23 protein-coding genes are annotated in these 21,675 nt (G+C 63.9%); 11 read left to right on the top strand and 12 right to left on the bottom strand.

The annotated features are described in order from the left end of the window. Positions 1 to 142 precede the first annotated feature (142 nt). From QZ497_RS10910 to tldD, 3 genes are read left to right on the top strand one after another with little or no spacing between them, the layout of a single operon-like run. Entirely contained in the window at positions 143 to 3,958 is a 3,816-nt protein-coding gene (locus tag QZ497_RS10910) for a YhdP family protein (protein ID WP_295474254.1), read from the top strand. A 34-nt stretch (positions 3,959 to 3,992) separates the two neighbouring features. Beyond that, a complete protein-coding gene (locus QZ497_RS10905; protein ID WP_295474251.1) occupies positions 3,993 to 4,838 on the top strand; it encodes a carbon-nitrogen hydrolase family protein in 846 nt (281 codons plus the stop codon). 2 nt (positions 4,839 to 4,840) lie between these two features. Then, entirely contained in the window at positions 4,841 to 6,280 is a 1,440-nt protein-coding gene (gene tldD, locus QZ497_RS10900) for a metalloprotease TldD (RefSeq protein WP_295474248.1), read from the top strand. Between the two features lie 21 nt (positions 6,281 to 6,301). Here tldD and yjgA read toward each other — a convergent pair whose 3' ends face one another. Next, on the bottom strand, positions 6,302 to 6,823 hold the full coding sequence (gene yjgA, locus QZ497_RS10895; RefSeq protein WP_295474246.1) for a ribosome biogenesis factor YjgA: 522 nt from the start codon (positions 6,821 to 6,823) through the stop codon (positions 6,302 to 6,304). A gap of 107 nt (positions 6,824 to 6,930) precedes the next feature. On the opposite strand from yjgA, the gene pmbA reads away from it, so the two are divergent. Continuing rightward, entirely contained in the window at positions 6,931 to 8,277 is a 1,347-nt protein-coding gene (gene pmbA, locus QZ497_RS10890) for a metalloprotease PmbA (RefSeq protein WP_295474243.1), read from the top strand. 145 nt (positions 8,278 to 8,422) lie between these two features. Here the strand turns inward: pmbA and QZ497_RS10885 are convergent, their stop codons facing one another. Beyond that, positions 8,423 to 8,629 (bottom strand): DUF3077 domain-containing protein, encoded by a 207-nt coding sequence (locus QZ497_RS10885; RefSeq protein WP_295474240.1) that lies wholly within the window; start codon positions 8,627 to 8,629, stop codon positions 8,423 to 8,425. A gap of 545 nt (positions 8,630 to 9,174) precedes the next feature. On the opposite strand from QZ497_RS10885, the gene QZ497_RS10880 reads away from it, so the two are divergent. The 4 genes from QZ497_RS10880 to QZ497_RS10865 are packed head-to-tail and all read left to right on the top strand — an operon-like array spanning position 9,175 to position 12,024. Further along, complete coding sequence (locus QZ497_RS10880) at positions 9,175 to 9,558, top strand: FagA protein (protein ID WP_295474237.1); 384 nt, start codon at positions 9,175 to 9,177, stop codon at positions 9,556 to 9,558. Beyond that, positions 9,551 to 10,927: a lyase family protein gene (locus tag QZ497_RS10875; protein WP_295474234.1), complete on the top strand. Its 1,377-nt coding sequence runs from the start codon at positions 9,551 to 9,553 to the stop codon at positions 10,925 to 10,927. The genes QZ497_RS10880 and QZ497_RS10875 overlap by 8 nt, the downstream gene beginning before the upstream one ends. Positions 10,928 to 10,958: 31 nt before the next feature. Beyond that, positions 10,959 to 11,411, top strand: coding sequence for a hypothetical protein (locus tag QZ497_RS10870; RefSeq protein WP_295474231.1), 453 nt, complete (start codon positions 10,959 to 10,961; stop codon positions 11,409 to 11,411). A 1-nt stretch (position 11,412) separates the two neighbouring features. Then, a complete protein-coding gene (locus QZ497_RS10865; protein ID WP_295474228.1) occupies positions 11,413 to 12,024 on the top strand; it encodes a superoxide dismutase in 612 nt (203 codons plus the stop codon). A gap of 213 nt (positions 12,025 to 12,237) precedes the next feature. Here QZ497_RS10865 and QZ497_RS10860 read toward each other — a convergent pair whose 3' ends face one another. The 10 genes from QZ497_RS10860 to QZ497_RS10815 form a co-directional block, all read right to left on the bottom strand. Further along, positions 12,238 to 12,510, bottom strand: coding sequence for an HPr family phosphocarrier protein (locus tag QZ497_RS10860; protein ID WP_295474225.1), 273 nt, complete (start codon positions 12,508 to 12,510; stop codon positions 12,238 to 12,240). Between the two features lie 15 nt (positions 12,511 to 12,525). Further along, positions 12,526 to 13,389, bottom strand: a complete 864-nt coding sequence (gene rapZ / locus QZ497_RS10855; protein WP_295474223.1) for an RNase adapter RapZ — start codon at positions 13,387 to 13,389, stop codon at positions 12,526 to 12,528. 2 nt (positions 13,390 to 13,391) lie between these two features. Further along, a complete protein-coding gene (ptsN, locus tag QZ497_RS10850; RefSeq protein WP_295474220.1) occupies positions 13,392 to 13,856 on the bottom strand; it encodes a PTS IIA-like nitrogen regulatory protein PtsN in 465 nt (154 codons plus the stop codon). Between the two features lie 12 nt (positions 13,857 to 13,868). Beyond that, complete coding sequence (gene raiA / locus QZ497_RS10845) at positions 13,869 to 14,177, bottom strand: ribosome-associated translation inhibitor RaiA (protein ID WP_295474217.1); 309 nt, start codon at positions 14,175 to 14,177, stop codon at positions 13,869 to 13,871. 110 nt (positions 14,178 to 14,287) lie between these two features. Then, on the bottom strand, positions 14,288 to 15,781 hold the full coding sequence (locus QZ497_RS10840) for an RNA polymerase factor sigma-54 (protein WP_295474215.1): 1,494 nt from the start codon (positions 15,779 to 15,781) through the stop codon (positions 14,288 to 14,290). 155 nt (positions 15,782 to 15,936) lie between these two features. Beyond that, positions 15,937 to 16,662, bottom strand: coding sequence for an LPS export ABC transporter ATP-binding protein (gene lptB, locus QZ497_RS10835; protein WP_295474212.1), 726 nt, complete (start codon positions 16,660 to 16,662; stop codon positions 15,937 to 15,939). Continuing rightward, entirely contained in the window at positions 16,663 to 17,208 is a 546-nt protein-coding gene (lptA, locus tag QZ497_RS10830; protein ID WP_295474209.1) for a lipopolysaccharide transport periplasmic protein LptA, read from the bottom strand. Further along, positions 17,195 to 17,767 carry an LPS export ABC transporter periplasmic protein LptC gene (lptC, locus tag QZ497_RS10825; RefSeq protein WP_295474206.1) on the bottom strand — a complete coding sequence of 191 codons (573 nt, stop codon included), beginning with the start codon at positions 17,765 to 17,767 and terminating at the stop codon, positions 17,195 to 17,197. Before lptC ends, lptA begins: the two co-directional genes overlap by 14 nt. Before the next feature lie 26 nt (positions 17,768 to 17,793). Beyond that, on the bottom strand, positions 17,794 to 18,333 hold the full coding sequence (gene kdsC / locus QZ497_RS10820) for a 3-deoxy-manno-octulosonate-8-phosphatase KdsC (RefSeq protein WP_295474203.1): 540 nt from the start codon (positions 18,331 to 18,333) through the stop codon (positions 17,794 to 17,796). Next, entirely contained in the window at positions 18,333 to 19,307 is a 975-nt protein-coding gene (locus QZ497_RS10815) for a KpsF/GutQ family sugar-phosphate isomerase (RefSeq protein ID WP_295474200.1), read from the bottom strand. Before QZ497_RS10815 ends, kdsC begins: the two co-directional genes overlap by 1 nt. Before the next feature lie 286 nt (positions 19,308 to 19,593). Here QZ497_RS10815 and QZ497_RS10810 point away from each other — a divergent pair, with 286 nt between their 5' ends. From QZ497_RS10810 to mlaD, 3 genes are read left to right on the top strand one after another with little or no spacing between them, the layout of a single operon-like run. After that, complete coding sequence (locus QZ497_RS10810) at positions 19,594 to 20,403, top strand: ATP-binding cassette domain-containing protein (protein WP_295474197.1); 810 nt, start codon at positions 19,594 to 19,596, stop codon at positions 20,401 to 20,403. Continuing rightward, the gene (gene mlaE, locus QZ497_RS10805) at positions 20,403 to 21,200 is read left to right on the top strand and encodes a lipid asymmetry maintenance ABC transporter permease subunit MlaE (protein WP_295474194.1); all 798 of its coding nucleotides are present in this window, start codon (positions 20,403 to 20,405) and stop codon (positions 21,198 to 21,200) included. The genes QZ497_RS10810 and mlaE overlap by 1 nt, the downstream gene beginning before the upstream one ends. Continuing rightward, positions 21,200 to 21,667: an outer membrane lipid asymmetry maintenance protein MlaD gene (mlaD, locus tag QZ497_RS10800; RefSeq protein ID WP_295474192.1), complete on the top strand. Its 468-nt coding sequence runs from the start codon at positions 21,200 to 21,202 to the stop codon at positions 21,665 to 21,667. The genes mlaE and mlaD overlap by 1 nt, the downstream gene beginning before the upstream one ends. Positions 21,668 to 21,675 lie beyond the last annotated feature (8 nt).

Genomic DNA, 21,675 nt, shown 5'->3' with positions numbered 1-21,675 from the left:
GCGAGCTTGTCGTGCAAGCCGCCACGTCCCATGCATCGATGCGAGTAACGCGTGACCAGTGAATCCATCCCGACGCCCGCCAAGGCCGGCTGCTCCCGGCCCGTGCACCTGAATCCGCTGCCCTGGCACAGGCGCCGCTGACATGGCTCGCCTGTCTCGCCTGCTGGCGACCCTGACCCGTTGGAGCCTGGGGCTGTGCGCCACGCTGCTGATCCTGGCGGCCCTGTACGTCAGCCTTGGCCGGCAACTGGCGCCGATGCTGGCTGAATACCGTGCCGACGTGGAAGACCGTGCCGGCGCAGCCCTGGACATGCCGTTGCGCATCGGCCGCCTGGAGGGCCGCTGGAGCGGTTTTGCCCCGGTGCTGCTGGCCCATGACGTCACGGTGGGCGAGGGTGGCAATGCCTTGCGTCTGGACCAGGTGCGGGTGGTGCCGGCGCTGTGGGCCAGCCTGAAGGCCCGCCAGGTACGCATCGCGCATCTGGAGGTCAGTGGCCTGCAAGTGGTGCTCAGCCAGGATGCCGAAGGCCAGTGGAGCCTGCAGGGCATTCCCCGGCGTGACGATACGCCCACCGATCCCGAACACGTGCTCGAACAACTGCAGCAGGTCGCGCACCTGTCGCTGCTCGACAGCCAGATCACCGTGCAACCGCACGATGCGACGCCGATGACCTTCACCTACGTCAATGCCAGCCTGAGCAGCGGCACCCGACAGCAGCGCCTGGACGCGCGGCTCAACCTGCCCGACGGCCAGCCCGTGGCGCTGGATGTGCACACACGCATCGATGCCAGCCACTGGCGTGACGCCCAGGCCCAGGTGTACCTGAGCCTGCCACAGAGCGACTGGGCCGCCTGGCTGCCAAAGAGCCTGACCGGCGACTGGCATGTCGCGACCTTCAAGGCCGGTGGCGAATTCTGGCTGGAGTGGGGCGCCGGTGCCTTGCAGAGCGCCGCCGTGCGCCTCAATGCGCCGCACATCAACGGCCGCTATGCCGAGCGCAAGGCGGCGCAAATCGACAACCTGGCGCTCAATGCCTGGCTGACCCACAGCGACCAGGGCTACCAGGCCAAGGTCAGCTCCCTGGCCATGAGCCTGGGCGAACAGCGCTGGGAAAGCCGCCTGACCGCGCGGCAGACCCTGGCCGATGGCGAGCGCCCGGCGGCCTGGCACGTCGAGGCCGACCGCCTGGACCTGACCCCGCTGACCCCGTTGCTCGACGCCCTGGCGCCGCTGCCCGACACCCTGCGCGAGGTGGTGAACCGTCTCAACGTGACCGGTGGCCTGCGCAACGTCATGCTCGACTGGCGCCCCGACGTGGTGGGCGACGAGCGTCTGAGCTTTGCCGCCAACCTCGACCGCGTCGGCTTCGACGCCTACCACGGCGCCCCGGCGGCCGGTAACGTCAGCGGCGCGATCAGCGGCAATCTGGGCAAGGGCGAACTGCGTCTGGACAGCGAAGACTTCATGCTGCACCTCGACCCGATCTTCGCCAAACCCTGGACCTACCCCAAGGCCAATGCGCGCCTGACCTGGACCCTCGACGAAGAGCGTTTCACCCTGGTCGCGCCCTACATCAAGGTGCTGGGTGACGAAGGCAAGATCGCCGCCGACTTCCTGATTCGCATCTTCCTCAAGCCCGGCCATGAGGACTATATGGACCTGCGGGTGGGCATGACCGACGGCGATGGCCGGTACACCGGCAAGTACCTGCCGGCGGTGCTGACCCCGGCGCTGGACCACTGGCTGCGCACCGCCGTGGTGGCCGGTGACGTGCATCAGGGGTTCTTCCAGTACCAGGGTTCGCTGCACAAGAACGCGCCCGACACCGCGCGGGTGATCAGCCTGTTCTTCGACGTGGGTAACGCCACCCTGGCCGTAGAACCCGGCTGGCCGTTGCTGACTGGCGTGAACGGCAAGGTCTATGTCGAGAACAGCGGTGTGCGCATCAAGGCCGACAAGGGGCAGATGCTCGATACCCAGATCAGTGACGTGAAGGTGGAAGTGCCCCATGTGCCAAGCGGGCAGACCAGCCACCTGCTGGTGGATGGCAAGTTCGCCGGCAGCATGGTCGATGGTTTGAAGATTCTCCAGAGCGCGCCAATCGGCACTGCCAAGGCCTTCGCCGGCTGGGAGGGCGAGGGCCCGCTGAACGGCGCGCTGAAGCTGGACATTGCGCTGGAAAAGGGTCCGGAACCCAAGGTCGTGGTGGATTTCGCCAGCGAGGGCGCGCGCCTCAAGCTGCCTGACCCGCCCCTGGAACTGAGCCAGCTCAAGGGCGATTTTCGCTTCGACAGCGCCCGCGGCCTGTCGGGCAAGAACATCAGCGGCCAGGCCTTCGGACGCCCGGTGACGGCACAGGTGTTCGCCGAAGGCAAACCGGGCGCGAATGTCACGCGGATCACCGCCAGCAGCCAGATCGAGATCAAGCGCCTCACCGAATGGCTGGGTTTCAACCAGCCGATCCCGGTGTCGGGCGACATTCCCTACCAGTTGCAACTGACCCTGGATGACGCCTCGACGCCCCTGGCGATCACCTCCGACCTGCGCGGCGTGGCCATCGACCTGCCGGCGCCGTTCGGAAAGAGCGCCGAGCAGGTGCGTGCCAGCGAACTGCGCATGACCCTGCAAGGCAGCGAGCGCCGTTATGACGCGGCCTACGCCGATATGGCCAATCTGGCCTGGGCCGCGCCGGCCAGCGACCCGTTGCAGGGCCGTGGCGAGCTGTTCCTCGGCCAGGGCGGTGCCGTGGTCCCCCAAGCCAAGGGACTGCGCGTCAGCGGCAGCCTGCCGGAACTGGACATCGCGCCCTGGCAGGCGGTGGCGCAGCGCTACAGCGGCAACGACCCGGGTGGCAATGCCCGGCAACTGCTCAACCGTGTCGACGTGCAGCTGGGCAAGCTGACCGCCATGGGCACCACCCTCGACCAGGCCCGCGTGCAGCTGCAACGCAGCGGCCCGGCCTGGCAGTTGTCGCTGGACAGTGCCCAGGCCAAGGGCAACGCCACGCTGCCGGATGCCAAGAATGCGCCGCTGGACATCGCCATGCAGTACGTGCGCCTGCCAGCAGCCGATCCGGCCGCGCAGGCCTCGGACAACGCACCTGACCCGCTGGGCGATGTCGACCCACGCAACATTCCTGCGCTGAATGTGAAGATCGACCAGTTGTTCCAGGGCGAGCAACTGCTCGGCAGTTGGGGCCTGAAAACCCGCCAAACACCTGCCGGGCTGCGCTTCAACGACATGAGCCTGGGCCTCAAGGGCCTGCAGCTGACCGGCGAAGGCGGCTGGGAAGGCGCCCCTGGCGCCAGCAGCAGCTGGCTCAAGGGCCACGTGACGGGCAAGAACCTCGGCGACGTGCTCAAGGCCTGGGGCTTCGCGCCCACGGTGACCAGCGAGAAGTTCGACCTGGACATCGACGGCCGTTGGCCCGGCTCGCCGGCCTGGGTGGGCCTGAAGCGCTATTCGGGCACGCTGGATGCCAACCTCGCCAACGGCCAGTTCGTCGAAGTCGAAGGCGGCGCACAGGCCCTGCGCGTCTTCGGCCTGCTCAACTTCAACTCCATCGGCCGGCGCCTGCGCCTGGACTTCTCCGACCTGTTGGGCAAGGGCCTGAGCTACGACAAGGTCAAGGGTGTGCTGGTGGCCAGCGATGGCGTTTACGTGACTCGCAAGCCCATTATCCTGACCGGCCCGTCGAGCAACCTGGAGCTTGATGGCACCCTGGACATGGTCAAGGACCGCGTCGATGCCAAGCTGCTGGTGACCCTGCCGCTGACCAATAACCTGCCGATCGCCGCGCTGATCGTCGGTGCGCCGGCCATCGGTGGTGCGCTATTCATCGCTGACAAGCTGCTGGGCGACCGCGTTGCACGTTTCGCCAGCGTCCAGTACAAGGTCGAAGGGCCCTGGAAAGAGCCGAAGATCACCTTCGACAAACCCTTCGAGAAACCACAGTGATGGCGCGGCCCGCCGCACTATCCGGGAGAGCAGCGTGACATTCGCGGTCATCCAGATGGTCAGCCAGAGCGACATCGATGCCAACCTGCGCCAGGCCCGTGCCCTGCTGGAGCAGGCGGCCGGGCAGGGCGCGCGCCTGGCGGTGCTGCCGGAAAACTTCTCGGCGCTGGGGCGGCGCGATGCCGCTGCGCTGGGCCATGCCGAAGCCACCGGGCAGGGACCGGTGCTGCCCTGGTTGAAACAGGCGGCCCGCGACCTCAGGTTATGGATAGTCGCCGGCACCTTGCCGTTGCCGCCCGAGGGGCAGCCCGATGGCAAGGTCACGGCCTGCTCGCTGCTGATCGACGAATACGGCGCACAGGTCGCACGCTATGACAAGCTGCACCTGTTCGATGTGGATGTGACGGACAATCGCGGGCGCTATCGTGAATCCGATGACTATGCTCATGGGAGCCGCATCGTGGTCGCCGACACGCCGGTCGGGCGTCTGGGCCTGAGTGTCTGCTACGACCTGCGCTTCCCGGAGCTGTATACGGCCCTGCGTGAAGCCGGTGCCGAGCTGATCAGCGCGCCGTCGGCGTTCACGGCGGTGACCGGCGCGGCGCACTGGGAGGTGCTGATCCGCGCCCGCGCCATCGAGACCCAGTGCTACCTGCTGGCCGCCGCGCAGGGCGGCGTGCATCCCGGCCCGCGGGAAACCTGGGGGCAGGCGGCGATCGTCGACCCTTGGGGGCGCATCCTGGCCGAGCAGGCCAAGGGCGAGGGCGTGCTGCTGGCCCAGCGCGACAACGAAGAACAGGCGTCCATCCGGGCGCGGATGCCGGTGTCGAGTCACCGGCGATTTTCAGTGCAGGACGCGGTGCGGCCTGCTTCGGAGTGAATATGAGTCACGTGTCCTCAGTCAGCGAACATCTCCTGGCCCCCGGTGGCCTGAGCCTGGACAACCTGCAGTCGGTGCTGGGCGAGCTGGCCGGGCCTGGCATCGATGCCGCCGACCTGTATTTCCAGGGCATCATTTCCGAGTCCTGGGCCCTTGAGGACGGCATCGTCAAGGAAGGCAGCTTCAACCTCGACCAGGGCGTCGGCGTGCGGGCACAGTCCGGTGAGAAGACCGGCTTCGCCTACAGCAACGCCATCAACCTCGAAGCCCTCAGCGCAGCGGCGCGTGCCGCCCGTTCGATTTCCCGCGCCGGGCAGAACGGCCGCGTGCAGGCCTTCAGTGCCCAGGATGTCGCGCAGCTCTACGCACCGGACAACCCCCTTGAAGTGCTCAGCCGCGCCGAGAAGGTCGAGCTGCTCAAGCGCATCGACGTCGCCACCCGTGCCCTCGACCCACGTATCCAGCAGGTGTCGGTGAGCATGGCCGGGGTCTGGGAGCGCATCCTGGTGGCCGCAGCCGATGGCAGCCTGGCCGCCGATGTACGCCCGCTGGTGCGCTTCAATGTCAGTGTCATCGTCGAGCAGAACGGTCGCCGTGAGCGTGGCGGGCACGGCGGTGGCGGGCGCACCGACTACCGTTATTTCCTCAACGAAGACCGTGCCATGGGCTATGCCCGCGAGGCCTTGCGCCAGGCGCTGGTGAACCTCGAAGCGGTGCCGGCACCCGCCGGTACGCTGCCGGTGGTGCTGGGTTCGGGCTGGTCCGGCGTACTGCTGCACGAAGCGGTCGGGCATGGCCTGGAGGGCGATTTCAACCGCAAGGGCAGCTCGGCCTACAGCGGGCGCATGGGCGAAAAGGTCGCGTCGAGCCTGTGCACCATCGTCGACGACGGCACCCTGGCCGGTCGCCGGGGTTCGCTGAGCGTGGATGATGAAGGCACTCCGACCCAGTGCACCACGCTGATCGAGAACGGCGTGCTCAAGGGCTACATGCAGGACAAGCTCAACGCCCGGCTGATGGGCGTGGCGCGTACCGGCAACGGTCGCCGCGAGTCCTACGCGCACCTGCCGATGCCGCGCATGACCAACACCTACATGCTCGGCGGGCAGAGCGACCCGCAGGAAATCATCGCCTCGGTGAAGAAAGGCCTGTACTGCGCCAACCTCGGCGGTGGTCAGGTCGACATCACCAGCGGCAAGTTCGTGTTTTCCACCAGCGAGGCCTACCTGATCGAAGACGGGCGCATCACCACGCCGGTCAAGGGTGCGACCCTGATCGGCAACGGGCCCGAGGCCATGAGCCGGGTGTCGATGGTCGGCAACGACCTGGCGCTGGACAGCGGCGTCGGCACCTGTGGCAAGGATGGTCAGTCGGTGCCGGTCGGCGTAGGCCAGCCGACCCTCAAGCTCGATGCGATCACCGTGGGCGGCACCGGGGCTTGAGTGGCGTGCAGGGGGAGGGCTTCAGCGCAGGCCGCGCTGCAGCTCGTCCACTTCGCGGATGTATTTGAAGATCTTGCGGCTCGAGGCCGGCGGCTTGTTGCGCGCCACCTCGTGCTGGGCCTGGCGGATCAGCGAGCGCAGTTGCTGGCGGTCGGCATCGGGGTACTCGGCGACGAATTTTTCCAGGTCGCCGTCATCACCGCCGATCAGCCGGTCGCGCCAGCGCTCCAGGGCATGGAAACGCTCGTTGTACTGGCGGGTCGAGCTGTCGAGCTGGTCGACCATGGCGAGGATGGCTTCCTGGTCCTGGTCGCGCATCAGCTTGCCGATGAACAGGATGTGCCGTTTGCGCGCGGCGTGGGCCGTGTGCTTCGGCGCTTCGGCCAGTGCCTTGCGCAGGCCGTCGGTCAGCGGCAGCTTGTCCAGCAGGTCGGGTTTGAAGGTCGTCAGGCGTTCGCCAAGCTCTACCAGAGCCTGCATTTCACGTTTTACCTGGGTTTTGCTTTTCTCCCCATCAAGGGAGTCGTCGTAAGAATCAACCATGGGGGCCGTCCGAAAATAAACGGCGCCATGATAACCAGTCGGGGGCCGCTTGTCCGGCCCGCTCGGTATACGGGCCGTGCCGAAAGCAGAATTTGATGGAGAAAGTCATGAGTGCAACCCCAAGCGTCGGCCCGCAGGCCTTGCCCGCCCTGCAGGAACAGGTCGAGCAGATCATCGCCGAAGCGCGCCGCCAGGGCGCCACGGCCTGTGAAGTGGCGGTGTCCGTGGACCAAGGGTTGTCGACCTCGGTGCGCCAGCGCGAAGTCGAGACCGTCGAGTTCAATCGCGACCAGGGTTTCGGTATCACCCTGTACGTTGGCCAGCGCAAAGGCTCGGCCAGCACCTCCGCCACCGGCCCGGAGGCGATCCGCGAAACCGTCGCCGCCGCCCTGGCGATTGCCGAGCACACCTCCGAAGACCACAGTGCGGGGCTTGCCGATGCTGCGCTGATGGCGCGGGATATCCAGGACTTCGACCTGTTCCACCCGTGGGATATCAGCCCCGAGCAAGCCATCGAGAAAGCCCTGGCCTGCGAGGCGGCGGCCTTCGAAGCCGACAGCCGCATCCGCAATGCCGATGGCACCACCCTCAACACCCATCAGGGCTGCCGGGTATACGGCAACAGCAACGGTTTCATTGGTGGCTACGCTTCCACCCGGCACAGCCTGAGCTGCGTGATGATCGCCGAAGACGGCGGCCAGATGCAGCGCGACTACTGGTATGACGTCAACCGCCAGGGTGAACTGCTGAGTGATGCGCAGAGCATCGGCCGCAAGGCCGCGCAACGGGCGGCCAGCCGCCTCGGTGCCCGCCCGGTGCCGACCTGCGAAGTGCCGGTGCTGTTCTCGGCCGAGCTGGCCGGGGGCTTGTTCAGCAGCTTCCTGGGGGCGATTTCCGGCGGCAACCTGTACCGCAAGTCATCCTTCCTGGAGGGCACCCTGGGTCAGCGCCTGTTCCCTGAGTGGCTGACCATCGACGAGCGCCCGCACCTGATGCGCGCCCTGGGCAGCGCGGCATTCGACGGCGACGGGCTGGCGACTTACGCCAAGCCGTTCGTCGAGAATGGCGACCTGGTGTCCTATGTGCTGAGCACCTACTCGGGGCGCAAGCTGGGCATGCCGAGCACGGCCAACGCCGGCGGTGTGCACAACCTGTTCGTCACCCACGGCAGCGAGGACCAGGCTGCGCTGCTGCGCCGCATGGGGCGTGGCCTGCTGGTCACCGAGCTGATGGGCAGCGGCCTGAACATGGTCACCGGCGACTACTCGCGGGGCGCAGCGGGTTATTGGGTAGAGAATGGCGAGATCCAGTTCCCGGTCCAGGAAGTCACCATTGCCGGCAACATGCGCGAGATGTTCCGCCAGATCGTCGCCGTGGGCAGCGACCTGGAGCTGCGCGGCAACATTCGCACCGGCTCGGTGCTGATCGAGCGCATGACCGTCGCGGGCAGCTGATCCTTCAAGGCGGCACCAGTAGGAGCGGCTTTAGCCGCGAAAGCGCCAGGAAAATCACTGCATCTGTTGTGAACCTGCGGTCGCTTCGCGGCTGAAGCCGCTCCTACCGGGTGCGGCTGGAGCACCACTACCAGCCCTTCCTGAATCAGGCCGTTTCCAGCCGCTCCAGGGTTTCGTCGAGCAGTGACTGGGCCAGGCCGATCAGGTGATGGGTAGACAGCGCCAGATCGCGTTGCGGGCCGTTGAGCTGATCGGCGCTTTCATAGGCGGTGGCGGCGGCGCTGCGCAGCACGTTATGGACGTGGAGCAGGGCGTCTTCGAGGCAGGGTGGGTCGGGAATTACGGTTTTCATTGCATCTATCCTGTTCGGGGCCACCGGACGGACGCTGCTAAACGCTCGGAAGGTGGCGGCTTTGTCGCGGGTTAGCAGACCGGTGGATAGATGCAACAAACCGGCGCACCCGAGGGTGCCCCACGCAAAGCCGCCATAAGCGGTTCTGGTGCAACATCTATCACTGAAGGGCTGCTAAACCCGATCGCTGATATTCAGCGACGAACGCAGCCTAGTGTTCGACGATACCCCATGCAAGAGGCCGGAATTTTCTCGGAAAGTTCGCACAAATGAAAGCGAATTGGCCGCAGGAAAAGCCTGACTGATGGGTAGGAATTGCCCCCGGCAAGCGAAATTTCCTCCTTGATCAGCCCGACAGGCTAGGGGCGGCTTCAGCCACTAAGATGGCGTCACATTCACAGCAAATGTATTTTCTTTACCGGCATTTTCGCGGCTAAAGCCGCTTGTACCCGATTCTTGCGCTCGTCGGCCTCGGCAAATTCCAGGTTGTCATGATTCTTAATCTCAATTAATAATGAGTATCATTAATTGGATGAGAGGGGCTCATGGCGTCTGTCCTGCATGAATTGCCGCAGCTGCAAAGCTGGAATGCACTGGGTCTGCGGATCCGTTGCGGGCTCGACCCGGACGAGCCTCGCCTCATCGATCACTACCTCGCCGAAGGCCGCTATCTGGCCCGCTTCAAGGGCATTCCCAATCGCCATATCGCCCAGGCCTCCTTCCGCCTGTTGCTCGACACCGCCCGCGACACAGTGCTGCCGTGGCACTGGCGCTGCCTGTGCCTGGACCAGTGCTGGCGGCCGCTGCGGGATCTCAAGACCCTGGCGAGCGACCGCCAATGGCGCGCCTGCGCCCATGAGCTGGCCAGTTGCGTGCTGCAACCTTCGATTTCTCTCACTGAACTGCTGCAAGGACATTCCGATGAGTAATACCCGTATCGAACGCGACAGCATGGGTGAACTGCAGGTGCCCGCCGAGGCGCTGTACGGTGCCCAGACCCAGCGTGCGGTAGACAACTTCCCGATCAGCCAGCAGCGCATGCCGCGGCAGTTCATCCGTGCCTTGCTGCTGGCCAAATCTGCCGCAGCCAAGGCCAACCTGGAGCTGGAGCAGATCAGTGCGGGGCAGAGCCGTGCCATCGTCCAGGCCGTCGAGCAACTGCTGGCCGAGGACTTCATGGTGCATTTCCCGGTGGATATCTTCCAGACTGGCTCCGGCACCAGCTCCAACATGAACGCCAACGAGGTGATCGCCACCCTGGCCACACGCATCCTGGGCGAGACGGTCAACCCCAACGACCATGTCAACTGCGGCCAGAGCAGCAACGACATCATCCCTACCACCATCCATGTCAGTGCCGCCCTGGCCTTGCATGAGCACCTGTTGCCGGCGCTGGAGCACCTGGTCAAGGTCACGGCCGACAAGGCCGTGCAGGTGCATCCGTTCGTCAAGACCGGCCGCACCCACCTGATGGACGCCATGCCGGTGCGCATGAGCCAGGTGCTCGACGGCTGGGCCAGCCAGCTGCGCGCCAACATCGTCAACCTGCAGGCGCTGCAGCCGAGCCTGCAGTCCCTGGCCCAGGGTGGCACCGCCGTCGGCACCGGCATCAACGCCCACCCCGAATTCGCCCAGCGCTTCAATGCTCACCTGAGTGCCCTGAGCGGAGTGACCTTCACCCCTGGCCAGAACCTGTTCGCGCTGATCGGTTCGCAGGACACCGCCGTGGCCGTCTCCGGTCAGCTCAAGGCCACTGCGGTCTCGCTGATGAAGATCGCCAACGACCTGCGCTGGATGAACTCCGGCCCCTTGGCCGGGCTTGGTGAGATCGAACTCGAAGCCTTGCAGCCCGGGTCGTCGATCATGCCCGGCAAGGTCAACCCGGTGATCCCCGAGGCCACCGCCATGGTCGCCGCCCAAGTGATCGGCAACGACGCGGCGATCACGGTGGCCGGGCAGTCGGGCAACTTCGAGCTGAACGTGATGTTGCCGATCATCGCCGACAACCTGTTGCGCAGCATTGAGCTGCTGGCCAACACCAGCCGCCTGCTGGCCGACAAGGCCATCGCCAGCTTCAAGGTCAACCAGGCCAAGCTCCAGGAGGCGCTGTCGCGCAACCCGATCCTGGTCACCGCACTCAACCCGATCATCGGTTACCAGAAGGCCGCCGAGATCGCCAAGAAGGCCTACCAGCAGGGCCGCCCCATTATCGATGTGGCCCTGGAACACACCGACCTGCAACGCAGCCAGCTGGAGACGTTGCTCAACCCCGAAAAACTCACCGCCGGCGGGATCTGAGCGAGTCGCGCCCGGCGTTCTGGAGGTGATCATGCAGCATTGGAAACGCACCATCGAACAGGCCAATCGCTGTTTCAACCTCGGCGACTGGGTCGAGGCTCGTGAGTTGTACCTTCAGGCCCTGGCGCTCGCCCAGGTGCTGCTCGAGCGCTGGGCGGACGCGGACGAAGCCGTGGCCGCCTGCGTCATTTCCCATCACAACCTGGCCGACCTGCACCTGAGCCTGGGGCAGCCGGAGGAGAGCGCCGAATACCTCTGCGCTATCCATCAGCGGCTGCTGCAGGCCGTTCAGAACCCACGGCTGCCCGAAGCCCTGCGCCAGGCGGCCTTGCGCCACAGCAACCACACCTATGCCGAGCTGCTGAATTTCATCAGCGAACACGGTGAGTACCCGCGCCCCCAGCGCCTGCTGAGCGGCGTGGGTGAGCGTGAGCCTGGCGTGCGCCGGCATTCGCCGATCGGCCAATACCAAGGAGTCCACTGATATGCCCTATACCTTGCCTGCACTGCCCTACGCCTACGAGGCGCTGGAGCCGCACGTCGACACGCAAACCATGCAGATCCACCACACCAAGCACCACCAGACCTACATCGATAACATCAACAAGGCCATCGCCGGCACCGAGTACGAGTCGCTGCCGGTCGAAGAGCTGGTGGCCAGGGTCAACAGCCTGCCGGAAAACCTGCGCCCGGTGGTCATCAACCACGGCGGTGGGCACGCCAACCACTCGCTGTTCTGGACCGTCATGAAGCCCCAGGGCGGTGGCCAGCCAAGCGGTGTGCTGGCCCAGGCCATCGATACGCAACTGGGCGGCTTCGAAGCCTTCAAGAGTGCGTTCACCGACGCGGCGGTCAAGCGCTTCGGCAGCGGCTGGGCCTGGCTGAGCGTCACCCCGGAGAAAAAGCTGGTGGTCGAGCACAGCGCGAACCAGGACAGCCCGCTGATGCACGGCAACACGCCGATCCTGGGCCTGGATGTCTGGGAGCACGCCTACTACCTGAAGTACCAGAACCGCCGCGCCGAATACATCGGTGCCTTCTACAACGTCATCAACTGGGATGAAGTGGCGCGCCGCTACCAGGCAGCGCTGGGCTGATGCTCGTGGTGGAAAAAGCCGCGCAGGGTAGAGGTTCAAGTACTGCGGGCGTGCGTCTCAAGCGCTTACGCCGGGTGCTGGGCAGCCTGTTGTTGTTTGGCGGAGTTGTCCTGCTGGTGGCCCACGCGGTCACGTGGATGGGTGCCTAGACGCCCAGGCGATCACGAAAAAGGGGATGCCGAGTGGCATCCCCTTTTTTGTTCGCTGGCGTGGTCACTCGCCTTCATCGAACTTGTTGTTGATCAGCTCGACCAGGCCATCGAGGGCCTGCTCGTCCTGTTCGCCTTCGGCGAACAGGTGGATGTCGGTGCCCTTGCCAGCGGCCAGCATCATGACGGCCATGATGCTCTTGCCGTCCACCAGGCTCTCCGGCGAGCGGCCGACCTTGATCTGGCAGGGGAACTTGCCGGCCACGCCGACGAACTTGGCAGCGGCCCGGGCGTGCAGGCCCAGTTTGTTGATGATGGTGATTTGACGAACGGGCATCGCAGTGAAAGTCCTTCAGCTGAGGTCGCGGTGACGGACCTGAACGTTCTTGAGTGTTTGTTGCAGGATCTGACCCAGGCGTTCGGTCAGGTAGACCGAGCGGTGGTGCCCGCCGGTGCAGCCAATGGCAATGGTGACATAGGAACGGTTGCTGGCTGCGAAGCGCGGCAGCCATTTGTTCAGATAGGCGAAGATGTCCTGGAACATCTCTTCTACGTCTGGCTGCGCTGCCAGGTACTCGGCCACCACCGGGTCCAGACCGGAATGCTCGCGCAGTTCCGGCTTCCAGTAAGGGTTGGGCAGGCATCGCACGTCGAACACCAGATCGGCATCCACCGGCATGCCGCGCTTGAAGCCGAAGGATTCGATGAGAAACGCGGTGCCGGGTTCCGGCTTGTTCAGCAGGCGCAACTTGATGGTGTCGCGCAGTTGGTAAAGGTTCAGGTGTGTGGTGTTGATCTTCAGGTCGGCCAGGTCGACGATCGGGCCGAGCAGCAGGCTCTCGTCGTGGATGGCTTCGGCCAGGGAGCGCTGCGAGCTGCTCAACGGATGGCGGCGACGGGTTTCCGAAAAACGCTTGAGCAGGGTGGCATCATCGGCGTCCAGGTAGAGCACGTCGCACTGGATATGTCGGGCGCGGAGTTCTTCCAGGATCTGCGGAAAGCGGCTCAGATGGCTGGGCATGTTGCGCGCGTCGATCGAGACCGCCAGCAGCGGCTCGGTCTGTTCGGTGTTGAGCAGTGCGCGTTCCGCCAGCTCGGGCAGCAGGCCCGCTGGCAGATTGTCGACGCAGTAGAAACCGTTGTCTTCCAGCATGTCGAGCGCGGTGCTCTTGCCGGAACCGGAACGGCCACTGACGACGATCATGCGCGGGCTCATGGTCAATGGCCCTTGAGTTCTTTCAGCACTGCCTGGTACAGCGCATCGCCGCTTGGCGCGGCGCGCAGCTGCCGACGGACATCGTCGCGGTCGAGCATGCTGGCGATCTGGCGCAGCAGTTCGAGGTGCTCGTTGGTGGCAGCCTCGGGGACCAGCAGCACGAACAGCAGGTCGACGGGCGCGCCGTCGATGGCGTCGAAGTCGACCGGGGTTTCCAGGTGCAGCACCGCACTGACCGGCGATGAGCAGTTGGCGAGGCGGCAGTGGGGAATGGCAATGCCATTGCCAAAGCCCGTGGAGCCGAGCTTTTCACGGGCCACGAGGCTTTCGAATACGGTATTGGCTTCGAGTTGCGGTACTTCACGGCCGATCAGGTTGGCAATCTGTTCGAGTACGCGCTTCTTGCTGCCGCCCGGCACGTTCACCAGGGAACGGCCGGGGGTCAGGATATCTTCAAGTCGGATCATGGGTCGGGTGTGTTAGCGAGCGGTCGCACCCTTGAGGATGCTTTGCTGCTTTTCCTTGTGCTTGAGCAATTGTCTGTCGAGCTTGTCGGTGAGCAGGTCGATGGCCGCATACATGTCGTCATGTTCGGCGTTGGCCACCACTTCACCACCAGGGATATGCATCGTGGCTTCGATTTTCTGTTTCAGCTTCTCGACCGTCATGGTGACCTGGACATTGGTGATCTTGTCGTAATGTCCTTCGAGTTTCTTGAGTTTGAGCTCCACATATTCGCGCAGGGGCTTGGTCACTTCCAGTTGGTGTCCACTGATGTTGACTTGCATACTGCTCTCTCCTTTGCCTGTGCATAAGAGGCAGGCCGTGCCTGCCACTGGAACGCTTTGGCCGGGTTCGGCTGCGATCGAGCTCGGGATCGCCGCCTGAACCCCATCGGTCACATCAGTCGCTTGCGCTCGCTGGAGGGTGCAATGCCCAGCGATTCGCGGTACTTGGCGACGGTGCGACGGGCGACTTGAATGCCTTGTGCCTCCAGTAAACCAGCGATCTTGCTGTCACTCAATGGCTTTTTCTGATTTTCCGCGGCCACCAGTTTCTTGATGATGGCGCGGATCGCCGTGGACGAGCATTCGCCGCCTTCGGAGGTGCTGACGTGGCTGGAGAAGAAGTATTTCAACTCGTATATGCCGCGTGGCGTATGCATGAACTTCTGCGTGGTGACCCGGGAAATGGTCGATTCGTGCATGCCTACCGCTTCGGCGATGTCGTGCAGGACCAGCGGTTTCATGGCTTCGTCGCCGTACTCTAGGAAGCCGCGCTGGTGCTCGACGATCTGCGTGGCGACCTTCATCAGCGTTTCGTTGCGGCTCTGCAGGCTCTTGATGAACCAGCGCGCTTCCTGCAACTGGTTGCGCATGAAGGTGTTGTCGGCACTGGTGTCGGCGCGGCGTACGAAGCCGGCGTACTGCGGATTGACGCGCAGGCGTGGCACCGCCTCCTGGTTCAGCTCCACCAGCCAGCGGTCGCTGTCCTTGCGCACGATCACGTCAGGTACCACATATTCCGGTTCGCTGGACTCGATCTGCGAACCCGGGCGCGGGTTGAGGCTCTGCACCAGTTCGATGACCTGACGCAGCTCGTCTTCCTTGAGCTTCATGCGCCGCATCAGTTGCGAATAGTCGCGGCCGCCGAGCAGGTCGATGAAGTCGCTGACCAGGCGCTGGGCTTCGCTCAGCCAAGGGGTCTTGGCGGGCAGCTGGCGCAGTTGCAGCAACAGGCATTCGCCTAGGGTGCGCGCACCCACCCCGGCCGGTTCGAACTGCTGGATGCGGTGTAGCACGGCCTCGATCTCGTCGAGCTCGATATCCAGCTCCGGGTCGAAGGCTTCCAGCAGTTCGTCGAGGGATTCTTCCAGGTAGCCCTGGTCGTTGATGCAGTCGATGAGGGTGACGGCGATCAGGCGATCGGTGTCGGACATCGGTGCGACGTTGAGCTGCCAGAGCAGATGGCTTTGCAGGCTCTCGCCGACCGAGGTGCGGGTGGTGAAGTCCCAGTCATCGTCGTCGCTGCTGGGCAGGCTGCTGGCACTGGTCTGGTAGATGTCTTCCCAGGCGGTGTCGACCGGCAGCTCATTGGGGATGCGCTCGTTCCAGTCGCCTTCCTCGAGGTTGTCCACCGTGGTGGCGGTTTCCTGGAAGGTCGGTTCCTGGGGCTCGCTGGTCACCTTGTTCTCGACGTTGTCCGCCATGGGGTCGGAATTGTCGAAGTCGTCGCCTTCTTCCTGGCGTTCCAGCATCGGGTTGGATTCCAGCGCTTCCTGGATCTCCTGTTGCAGATCCAGGGTCGAGAGCTGAAGCAAGCGGATGGCCTGTTGCAGCTGCGGCGTCATCGTCAGCTGCTGGCCCATTCTCAAGACTAGCGATGGTTTCATGGCAGTTGCTCAACACCTTCATTCGCCGGCGCCGGAGAGCGCCATCCACTACAGGGCGCCTGGGCGCCGCCTTATAAGCAAATTATATGCCTGAAGCCCGAGTGCTTGCCTAGAGCGTCATGACAAATAATCTGTTGTCAACAGCCTGAGCGCTGTCAGAGGCGGAATTCGTGGCCCAGGTAAACCTCTTTCACCAGCTGGTTGGCCAGGATGGTCTCGGCATCGCCTTCGGCGATCAGCTGGCCGTCGTTGACGATGTAGGCGGTTTCGCAGATGTCCAGGGTCTCACGCACGTTGTGGTCGGTGATCAGGACACCGATGCCCTTGGCCTTGAGGTGATGGATGATCTGCTTGATGTCGCCGACCGAAATCGGGTCTACACCGGCGAAGGGTTCGTCGAGCAGGATGAACTTCGGCGAGGTGGCCAGGGCGCGGGCGATCTCCACGCGGCGGCGTTCACCACCGGACAGGCTCATGCCGAGGCTGTCGCGGATGTGGGTGATGTGGAATTCCTGCAGGAGGCTTTCCAGTTCCTTGCGGCGGGCGGCGGCATCGAGTTCCTTGCGGGTCTCGAGGATCGCCATGATGTTGTCGGCCACGCTCAGCTTGCGGAAGATCGAGGCTTCCTGTGGCAGATAGCCGATGCCGGCACGGGCGCGGCCGTGCATGGGCTGGTGACTGACGTCTAGGTCGTCGATCAGCACGCGGCCCTGGTCGGCCTGGACCAGGCCGACGATCATGTAGAAGCAGGTCGTCTTGCCGGCGCCATTGGGGCCCAGCAGGCCGACGATCTGACCGCTGTCGATGGACAGGCTGACATCGCGTACGACCTGGCGGCTCTTGTAGCTCTTGGCCAGGTGCTGGGCTTTAAGCGTCGCCATTTACTGCGCCTTCTGCTGCTGTTCGGTTTTCTTTTTCGGCTGGATGACCATGTCGATGCGCGGACGTGGCGCGGTGACCTGGTTGCCTGTGGCGCGGCCGGCACTGACGACCTGGCGCACGGTGTCGTAGACGATCTTCTCGCCTTCGGAGGTGTTGCCGTCGTTGATGACCTTGGCCTTGTCGATCAGCACGATGCGATCCTGCGCTGCGTAGTACTGGATGGTGACGGCATAGGCCTGGACGATGGGCTTGTCCACCGCGGGCTTCTGCTCGTAATAGGCCAGGTTGCCCACCGAAGTGAACACGTCGACTTCGCCCTGGGCATTGCGGGTGATGGTCACGGTGTTGCCGGTGATCTTCATCGAGCCCTGGGTGATGATTACGTTGCCTTTATAGGTGGCGATGCCTTTCTTGTCGTCCAGCTGCGCGTCGTCGGACTGGATGTGGATCGGCTGATCACGGTCGGTCGGCAGGGACCAGGCGCTCGCGCTTCCCAGTGCTGCGCCCAGGCCGAGCAATAAAGGGAGGGTTTTAACGAGCGTCATACTGTCCTCTTACTTTGGACAACAGGTCCATCCTGCCGTCTTTCAAATAGGCTTTCATCCCGACCGCCGTGCTGACACCGCCGGCGGCGTCGATTTTAACGGCTTGCTCGGTCTGCGCATATTGCTTCTGTGGGAATACAGTCATCCGACTGCTGGTGATGATGGTCGCGCGCTGCTTTTCATCGGTGCGCGCCACGCGAACGTTGTCGATCAGCTCCACCTGGTCCCCGGAGGGCGAGACCTCGGCACGGGTACTCTGCACATGCCAGGGGTAGAGCGTGCCACGGTACATCTGCAGGTCCGGGGTGGTCACCAGGGACACCTCGGTGGCCTTCAGGTGCTCGACCTTGTCGGCGGTCATCTCGTACTGGACCTTGCCGTCGGGCAGGTACTGCACGCTGCGCGCATTGATGACGTAGTAGTCGATGGCCGTGTCGTCGGCCACTTGTGCCGGCTGGTCCATGAAACTTTCCGGGCTGACGTTCCAGTAGCCGGCTGCAGCCAGCAGCAGGGCGAGAGCGCCGAGAACCAGGTAAGTGCGGATCTTTTTGCTGAGCATATGCGGCTTCTATAAAAAGACGGTTTCTACAGATAAGCGGCCAGGGCGGCATCCAGCTTGCCCTGGGCAGCGAGAATCAGTTCGCAGAACTCGCGTGCGGCACCTTCGCCACCGCGAGCCTGGGTCACGCCATGGGCGTGCTGGCGAACGAAGGGCGCGGCATTGGCCACGGCCATCCCCAAACCGACACGGCGGATCACCGGCAAGTCTGGCAGATCGTCACCCAGGTAGGCGACTTCTTCGTAGGTCAGGTTCAGTTCGCCAAGCAACTGGTCGAGTACCACCAGTTTGTCTTCGCGGCCCTGGTACAGGTGCGCGATGCCGAGATTCTTCGCACGGCGCTCGACCACCGGTGTCTTGCGTCCGCTAATGATAGCCGTTGTGACACCCGAAGCGATGAGCATCTTGATGCCCTGGCCGTCGAGGGTGTTGAAGGTCTTGAATTCGCTGCCGTCTTCCAGGAAATACAGACGGCCGTCGGTCAGTACGCCATCGACGTCGAAGACTGCCAGGCGGATGCGTTGGCCGCGTTGCTGCAATTGTTCGTTCACTGCGTGATTCTCCATTACATCACCCCGGCTCTGACCAGGTCCTGCAGGTTGAAGGCGCCCACCGGGCGATCTTCCTGGTCGACGACGATCAGTGCGTTGATCTTGTGATCTTCCATGATCTTCAGCGCCTCGGCGGCGAGCATCTCGGCGCGCACCGTCTTGCCGTGCACGGTCATCACCTGGTCGATGCTGGCCTGGCGGATGTCCAGGGCGCGGTCCAGGGTGCGGCGCAGGTCGCCGTCGGTAAATATTCCGGCCAGGCGGCCGTCGGGTTCGACGATGGCGGTCATGCCCAGGCCCTTGCGGGTCATTTCCAGCAGGGCGTCGCGCAGCGAGGTGCCGCGCGGGACGCTGGGCAGGGTGTCACCGCTGTGCATCACGTGCTCGACCTTGAGCAGCAGGCGCCGCCCCAGCGCACCGCCGGGGTGCGAGAAAGCGAAATCCTCGGCGGTGAAGCCACGCGCTTCGAGCAGTGCGACAGCCAGTGCGTCGCCCATCACCAGGGCGGCGGTGGTCGAGGAGGTCGGTGCCAGGTTCAGCGGGCAGGCTTCCTGTTCGACGCGCGCATTGAGGTTGACGTCGGCGGCCTTGGCCAGGGTCGACTCCGGATTGCCGGTCAGGCTGATCATGCGGATGCCCAGGCGCTTGATCAGCGGCAGCAGGGTGACGATCTCGCTGGTGGTTCCAGAATTGGACAGGGCCAGAATGATATCGTCACGCGTGATCATCCCCATGTCGCCATGGCTGGCTTCGGCAGGGTGGACGAAGAACGCCGGGGTGCCGGTGCTGGCCAGGGTGGCGGCGATCTTGTTGCCGATGTGTCCCGACTTGCCCATGCCGACCACCACGACCCGGCCTTTGCTGGCCAGGATCAGCTCGCAGGCACGCACGAAATCGCCATCGATGTGTCCCAGCAGGCTCTCGATGGCTTCTATCTCTAGGCGGATGGTGCGCTGTGCGGATTGGATCAGGTCGCTGGATTGGCTCATGTCAGGGTCGGTCAGACTGGGAAAAGGCGGGGATTATAGCCGTAATGTCGATCCGGCTCACGCCCTGATCGTCGCAGCCGTTCGCCGATGTGTTCCCGGTGCGTGACGAGGCCGGGCGGCGCTGTAGCAAATGGATATGAAAGCGGAGGCGGTGCGCCGGTTCCGTGCTTGGGTGGTGTGCCGTGGCGATGATATAGTGCGCGGCTTGTCCGGCCCGTTCAGGCCGCTCTTGCCTTCGCTCTGGCGGAGGTGGCGCCATGACTGGGTCGTATCGCAAGGAGTTTAGATGAGTGCCGATGACGCTTACGCGGTCGAATTGAAGGGCGTTACCTTCAAGCGCGGTGCCCGCAGCATTTTCAACGATGTCGATATCCGTATTCCCAAGGGCAAGGTCACCGGGATCATGGGCCCGTCGGGCTGTGGCAAGACCACGCTGCTGCGCCTGATGGGCGCCCAGCTGCGCCCGGATGCCGGTGAGGTCTGGGTCAATGGCCAGAACCTGCCGCAATTGTCGCGTGGCGATCTGTTCGATGCGCGCAAGCGCATGGGCGTGCTGTTCCAGAGTGGCGCGTTGTTCACCGACCTGGACGTGTTCGAGAACGTGGCCTTCCCCCTGCGGGTGCACACCGAACTGCCGGAGGACATGATCCGCGACATCGTGCTGCTCAAGCTGCAGGCCGTTGGTCTGCGCGGTGCGGTCGAACTGATGCCCGACGAGCTGTCCGGCGGCATGAAGCGCCGGGTCGCCCTGGCCCGTGCCATCGCCATGGACCCCGAGATCCTGATGTACGACGAGCCGTTCGTCGGTCAGGACCCCATTGCCATGGGCGTTCTGGTGCGTCTTATCCGTCTACTCAACGATGCCCTCGGAATCACCAGCATCGTGGTCTCCCACGATCTGACCGAAACCGCGAGCATCGCCGACTACCTCTATGTGGTCGGCGATGGCCAGGTGCTGGGGCAGGGTACGCCGCAAGAGCTGATGGCCTCGGATAACCCGCGCATTCGCCAGTTCATGACCGGTGAGCCGGATGGTCCCGTACCTTTTCACTATCCGGCCTCGGATTTTCGCGAAGACCTGTTGGGGAAGCGCTGATGCGCAAGAAATCAATCATGGAGCGTATCCGCCTGCTCGGGCGCTCGGCCATCGATGTGGTGACCGTGCTCGGTCGTTCCGGCATCTTCCTGGCCAATGCCCTGCTCGGGCGCAGCAGCGTCGGCAGCGGTTTCCAGCTGCTGGTTCGGCAGCTGTATTCGGTAGGGGTGATGTCGCTGATCATCATCGTCGTTTCGGGCATGTTCATCGGCATGGTGCTGGCCTTGCAGGGCTTCAGCATCCTCACCAAGTACGGTTCGGAGCAGGCGGTGGGGCAGATGGTCGCCCTGACCCTGCTGCGCGAGCTGGCCCCGGTGGTCGCTGCGCTGCTGTTCGCCGGGCGCGCCGGTTCGGCGCTGACCGCCGAAATCGGCAACATGAAATCCACCGAGCAGCTGTCGAGCCTGGAAATGATTGGTGTCGACCCGCTCAAGTACATCATTGCGCCGCGCCTGTGGGCCGGCTTCATCTCGCTGCCGGTGCTGACCCTGATTTTCAGCGTGGTGGGGATCTGGGGAGGCTCGTGGGTGGCCATCGACTGGCTCGGCGTCTATGAAGGATCGTTCTGGTCCAACATGCAGAGCAGCGTTTCCTTTACCGACGATGTGCTCAATGGCCTCATCAAAAGCGTCGTATTTGCCTTGGTAGTGACCTGGATCGCCGTTTTCCAGGGTTATGACTGCGATCCCACCTCCGAGGGGATCAGTCGGGCCACGACCCGGACCGTGGTATACGCCTCGCTGGCAGTGCTGGGCCTGGACTTTATTCTGACCGCCTTGATGTTTGGAGACTTCTGATGCAAAACCGCGCCATCGAAACCGGTGTCGGACTGTTCCTGCTGGCCGGCATCCTGGCCCTGCTCCTGCTGGCCCTGCGTGTCAGTGGTCTGAGCACCAGCGCGACCAGCGACACCTATAAACTTTACGCCTACTTCGACAATATTGCCGGTTTGACTGTCAGAGCCAAGGTGAGCATGGCAGGTGTGACCATCGGCCGGGTGACGGCGATCGATCTGGATCGTGACACCTTCACCGGTCGGGTGACCATGGAAATCCAGAAGTCGGTCGACAACCTGCCTTCCGATTCCACGGCTTCGATCCTCACCGCCGGCCTGCTGGGTGAGAAATATGTCGGTATCAGCGTGGGTGGCGACAACACCCTGCTCAAGGATGGCGGAACGATCCACGACACCCAGTCGTCCCTGGTGCTCGAAGACCTGATCGGTAAATTCCTGCTCAACACCGTGAGCAAAGAAGCCAAATAAGGAGCTTT

It is taken from the genome of uncultured Pseudomonas sp., from assembly GCF_913777995.1.
Lineage (GTDB): Bacteria > Pseudomonadota > Gammaproteobacteria > Pseudomonadales > Pseudomonadaceae > Aquipseudomonas.
The sequence above is the reverse complement of the archived record's forward strand: the minus strand, read 5'-3'. Positions and strand labels throughout refer to the sequence as shown.

Bases quoted from the DNA above. Each gene is read 5' to 3' on its own strand.
- mlaD (WP_295474192.1), top strand. From the start codon at position 21,200: ATGCAAAACCGCGCCATCGAAACCGGTGTCGGACTGTTCCTGCTGGCC.
- lptB (WP_295474212.1), bottom strand. From the start codon at position 16,662: ATGGCGACGCTTAAAGCCCAGCACCTGGCCAAGAGCTACAAGAGCCGC.
- QZ497_RS10810 (WP_295474197.1), top strand. From the start codon at position 19,594: ATGAGTGCCGATGACGCTTACGCGGTCGAATTGAAGGGCGTTACCTTC.
- QZ497_RS10885 (WP_295474240.1), bottom strand. From the start codon at position 8,629: ATGAAAACCGTAATTCCCGACCCACCCTGCCTCGAAGACGCCCTGCTC.
- QZ497_RS10860 (WP_295474225.1), bottom strand. From the start codon at position 12,510: ATGCCCGTTCGTCAAATCACCATCATCAACAAACTGGGCCTGCACGCC.
- QZ497_RS10870 (WP_295474231.1), top strand. From the start codon at position 10,959: ATGCAGCATTGGAAACGCACCATCGAACAGGCCAATCGCTGTTTCAAC.
- ptsN (WP_295474220.1), bottom strand. From the start codon at position 13,856: ATGATCCGACTTGAAGATATCCTGACCCCCGGCCGTTCCCTGGTGAAC.
- raiA (WP_295474217.1), bottom strand. From the start codon at position 14,177: ATGCAAGTCAACATCAGTGGACACCAACTGGAAGTGACCAAGCCCCTG.
- tldD (WP_295474248.1), top strand. From the start codon at position 4,841: ATGAGTCACGTGTCCTCAGTCAGCGAACATCTCCTGGCCCCCGGTGGC.
- QZ497_RS10815 (WP_295474200.1), bottom strand. From the start codon at position 19,307: ATGAGCCAATCCAGCGACCTGATCCAATCCGCACAGCGCACCATCCGC.
- QZ497_RS10910 (WP_295474254.1), top strand. From the start codon at position 143: ATGGCTCGCCTGTCTCGCCTGCTGGCGACCCTGACCCGTTGGAGCCTG.
- QZ497_RS10840 (WP_295474215.1), bottom strand. From the start codon at position 15,781: ATGAAACCATCGCTAGTCTTGAGAATGGGCCAGCAGCTGACGATGACG.
- kdsC (WP_295474203.1), bottom strand. From the start codon at position 18,333: ATGGAGAATCACGCAGTGAACGAACAATTGCAGCAACGCGGCCAACGC.
- QZ497_RS10880 (WP_295474237.1), top strand. From the start codon at position 9,175: ATGGCGTCTGTCCTGCATGAATTGCCGCAGCTGCAAAGCTGGAATGCA.
- yjgA (WP_295474246.1), bottom strand. From the start codon at position 6,823: ATGGTTGATTCTTACGACGACTCCCTTGATGGGGAGAAAAGCAAAACC.
- lptC (WP_295474206.1), bottom strand. From the start codon at position 17,767: ATGCTCAGCAAAAAGATCCGCACTTACCTGGTTCTCGGCGCTCTCGCC.
- mlaE (WP_295474194.1), top strand. From the start codon at position 20,403: ATGCGCAAGAAATCAATCATGGAGCGTATCCGCCTGCTCGGGCGCTCG.
- QZ497_RS10865 (WP_295474228.1), top strand. From the start codon at position 11,413: ATGCCCTATACCTTGCCTGCACTGCCCTACGCCTACGAGGCGCTGGAG.
- lptA (WP_295474209.1), bottom strand. From the start codon at position 17,208: ATGACGCTCGTTAAAACCCTCCCTTTATTGCTCGGCCTGGGCGCAGCA.
- QZ497_RS10875 (WP_295474234.1), top strand. From the start codon at position 9,551: ATGAGTAATACCCGTATCGAACGCGACAGCATGGGTGAACTGCAGGTG.
- rapZ (WP_295474223.1), bottom strand. From the start codon at position 13,389: ATGAGCCCGCGCATGATCGTCGTCAGTGGCCGTTCCGGTTCCGGCAAG.
- pmbA (WP_295474243.1), top strand. From the start codon at position 6,931: ATGAGTGCAACCCCAAGCGTCGGCCCGCAGGCCTTGCCCGCCCTGCAG.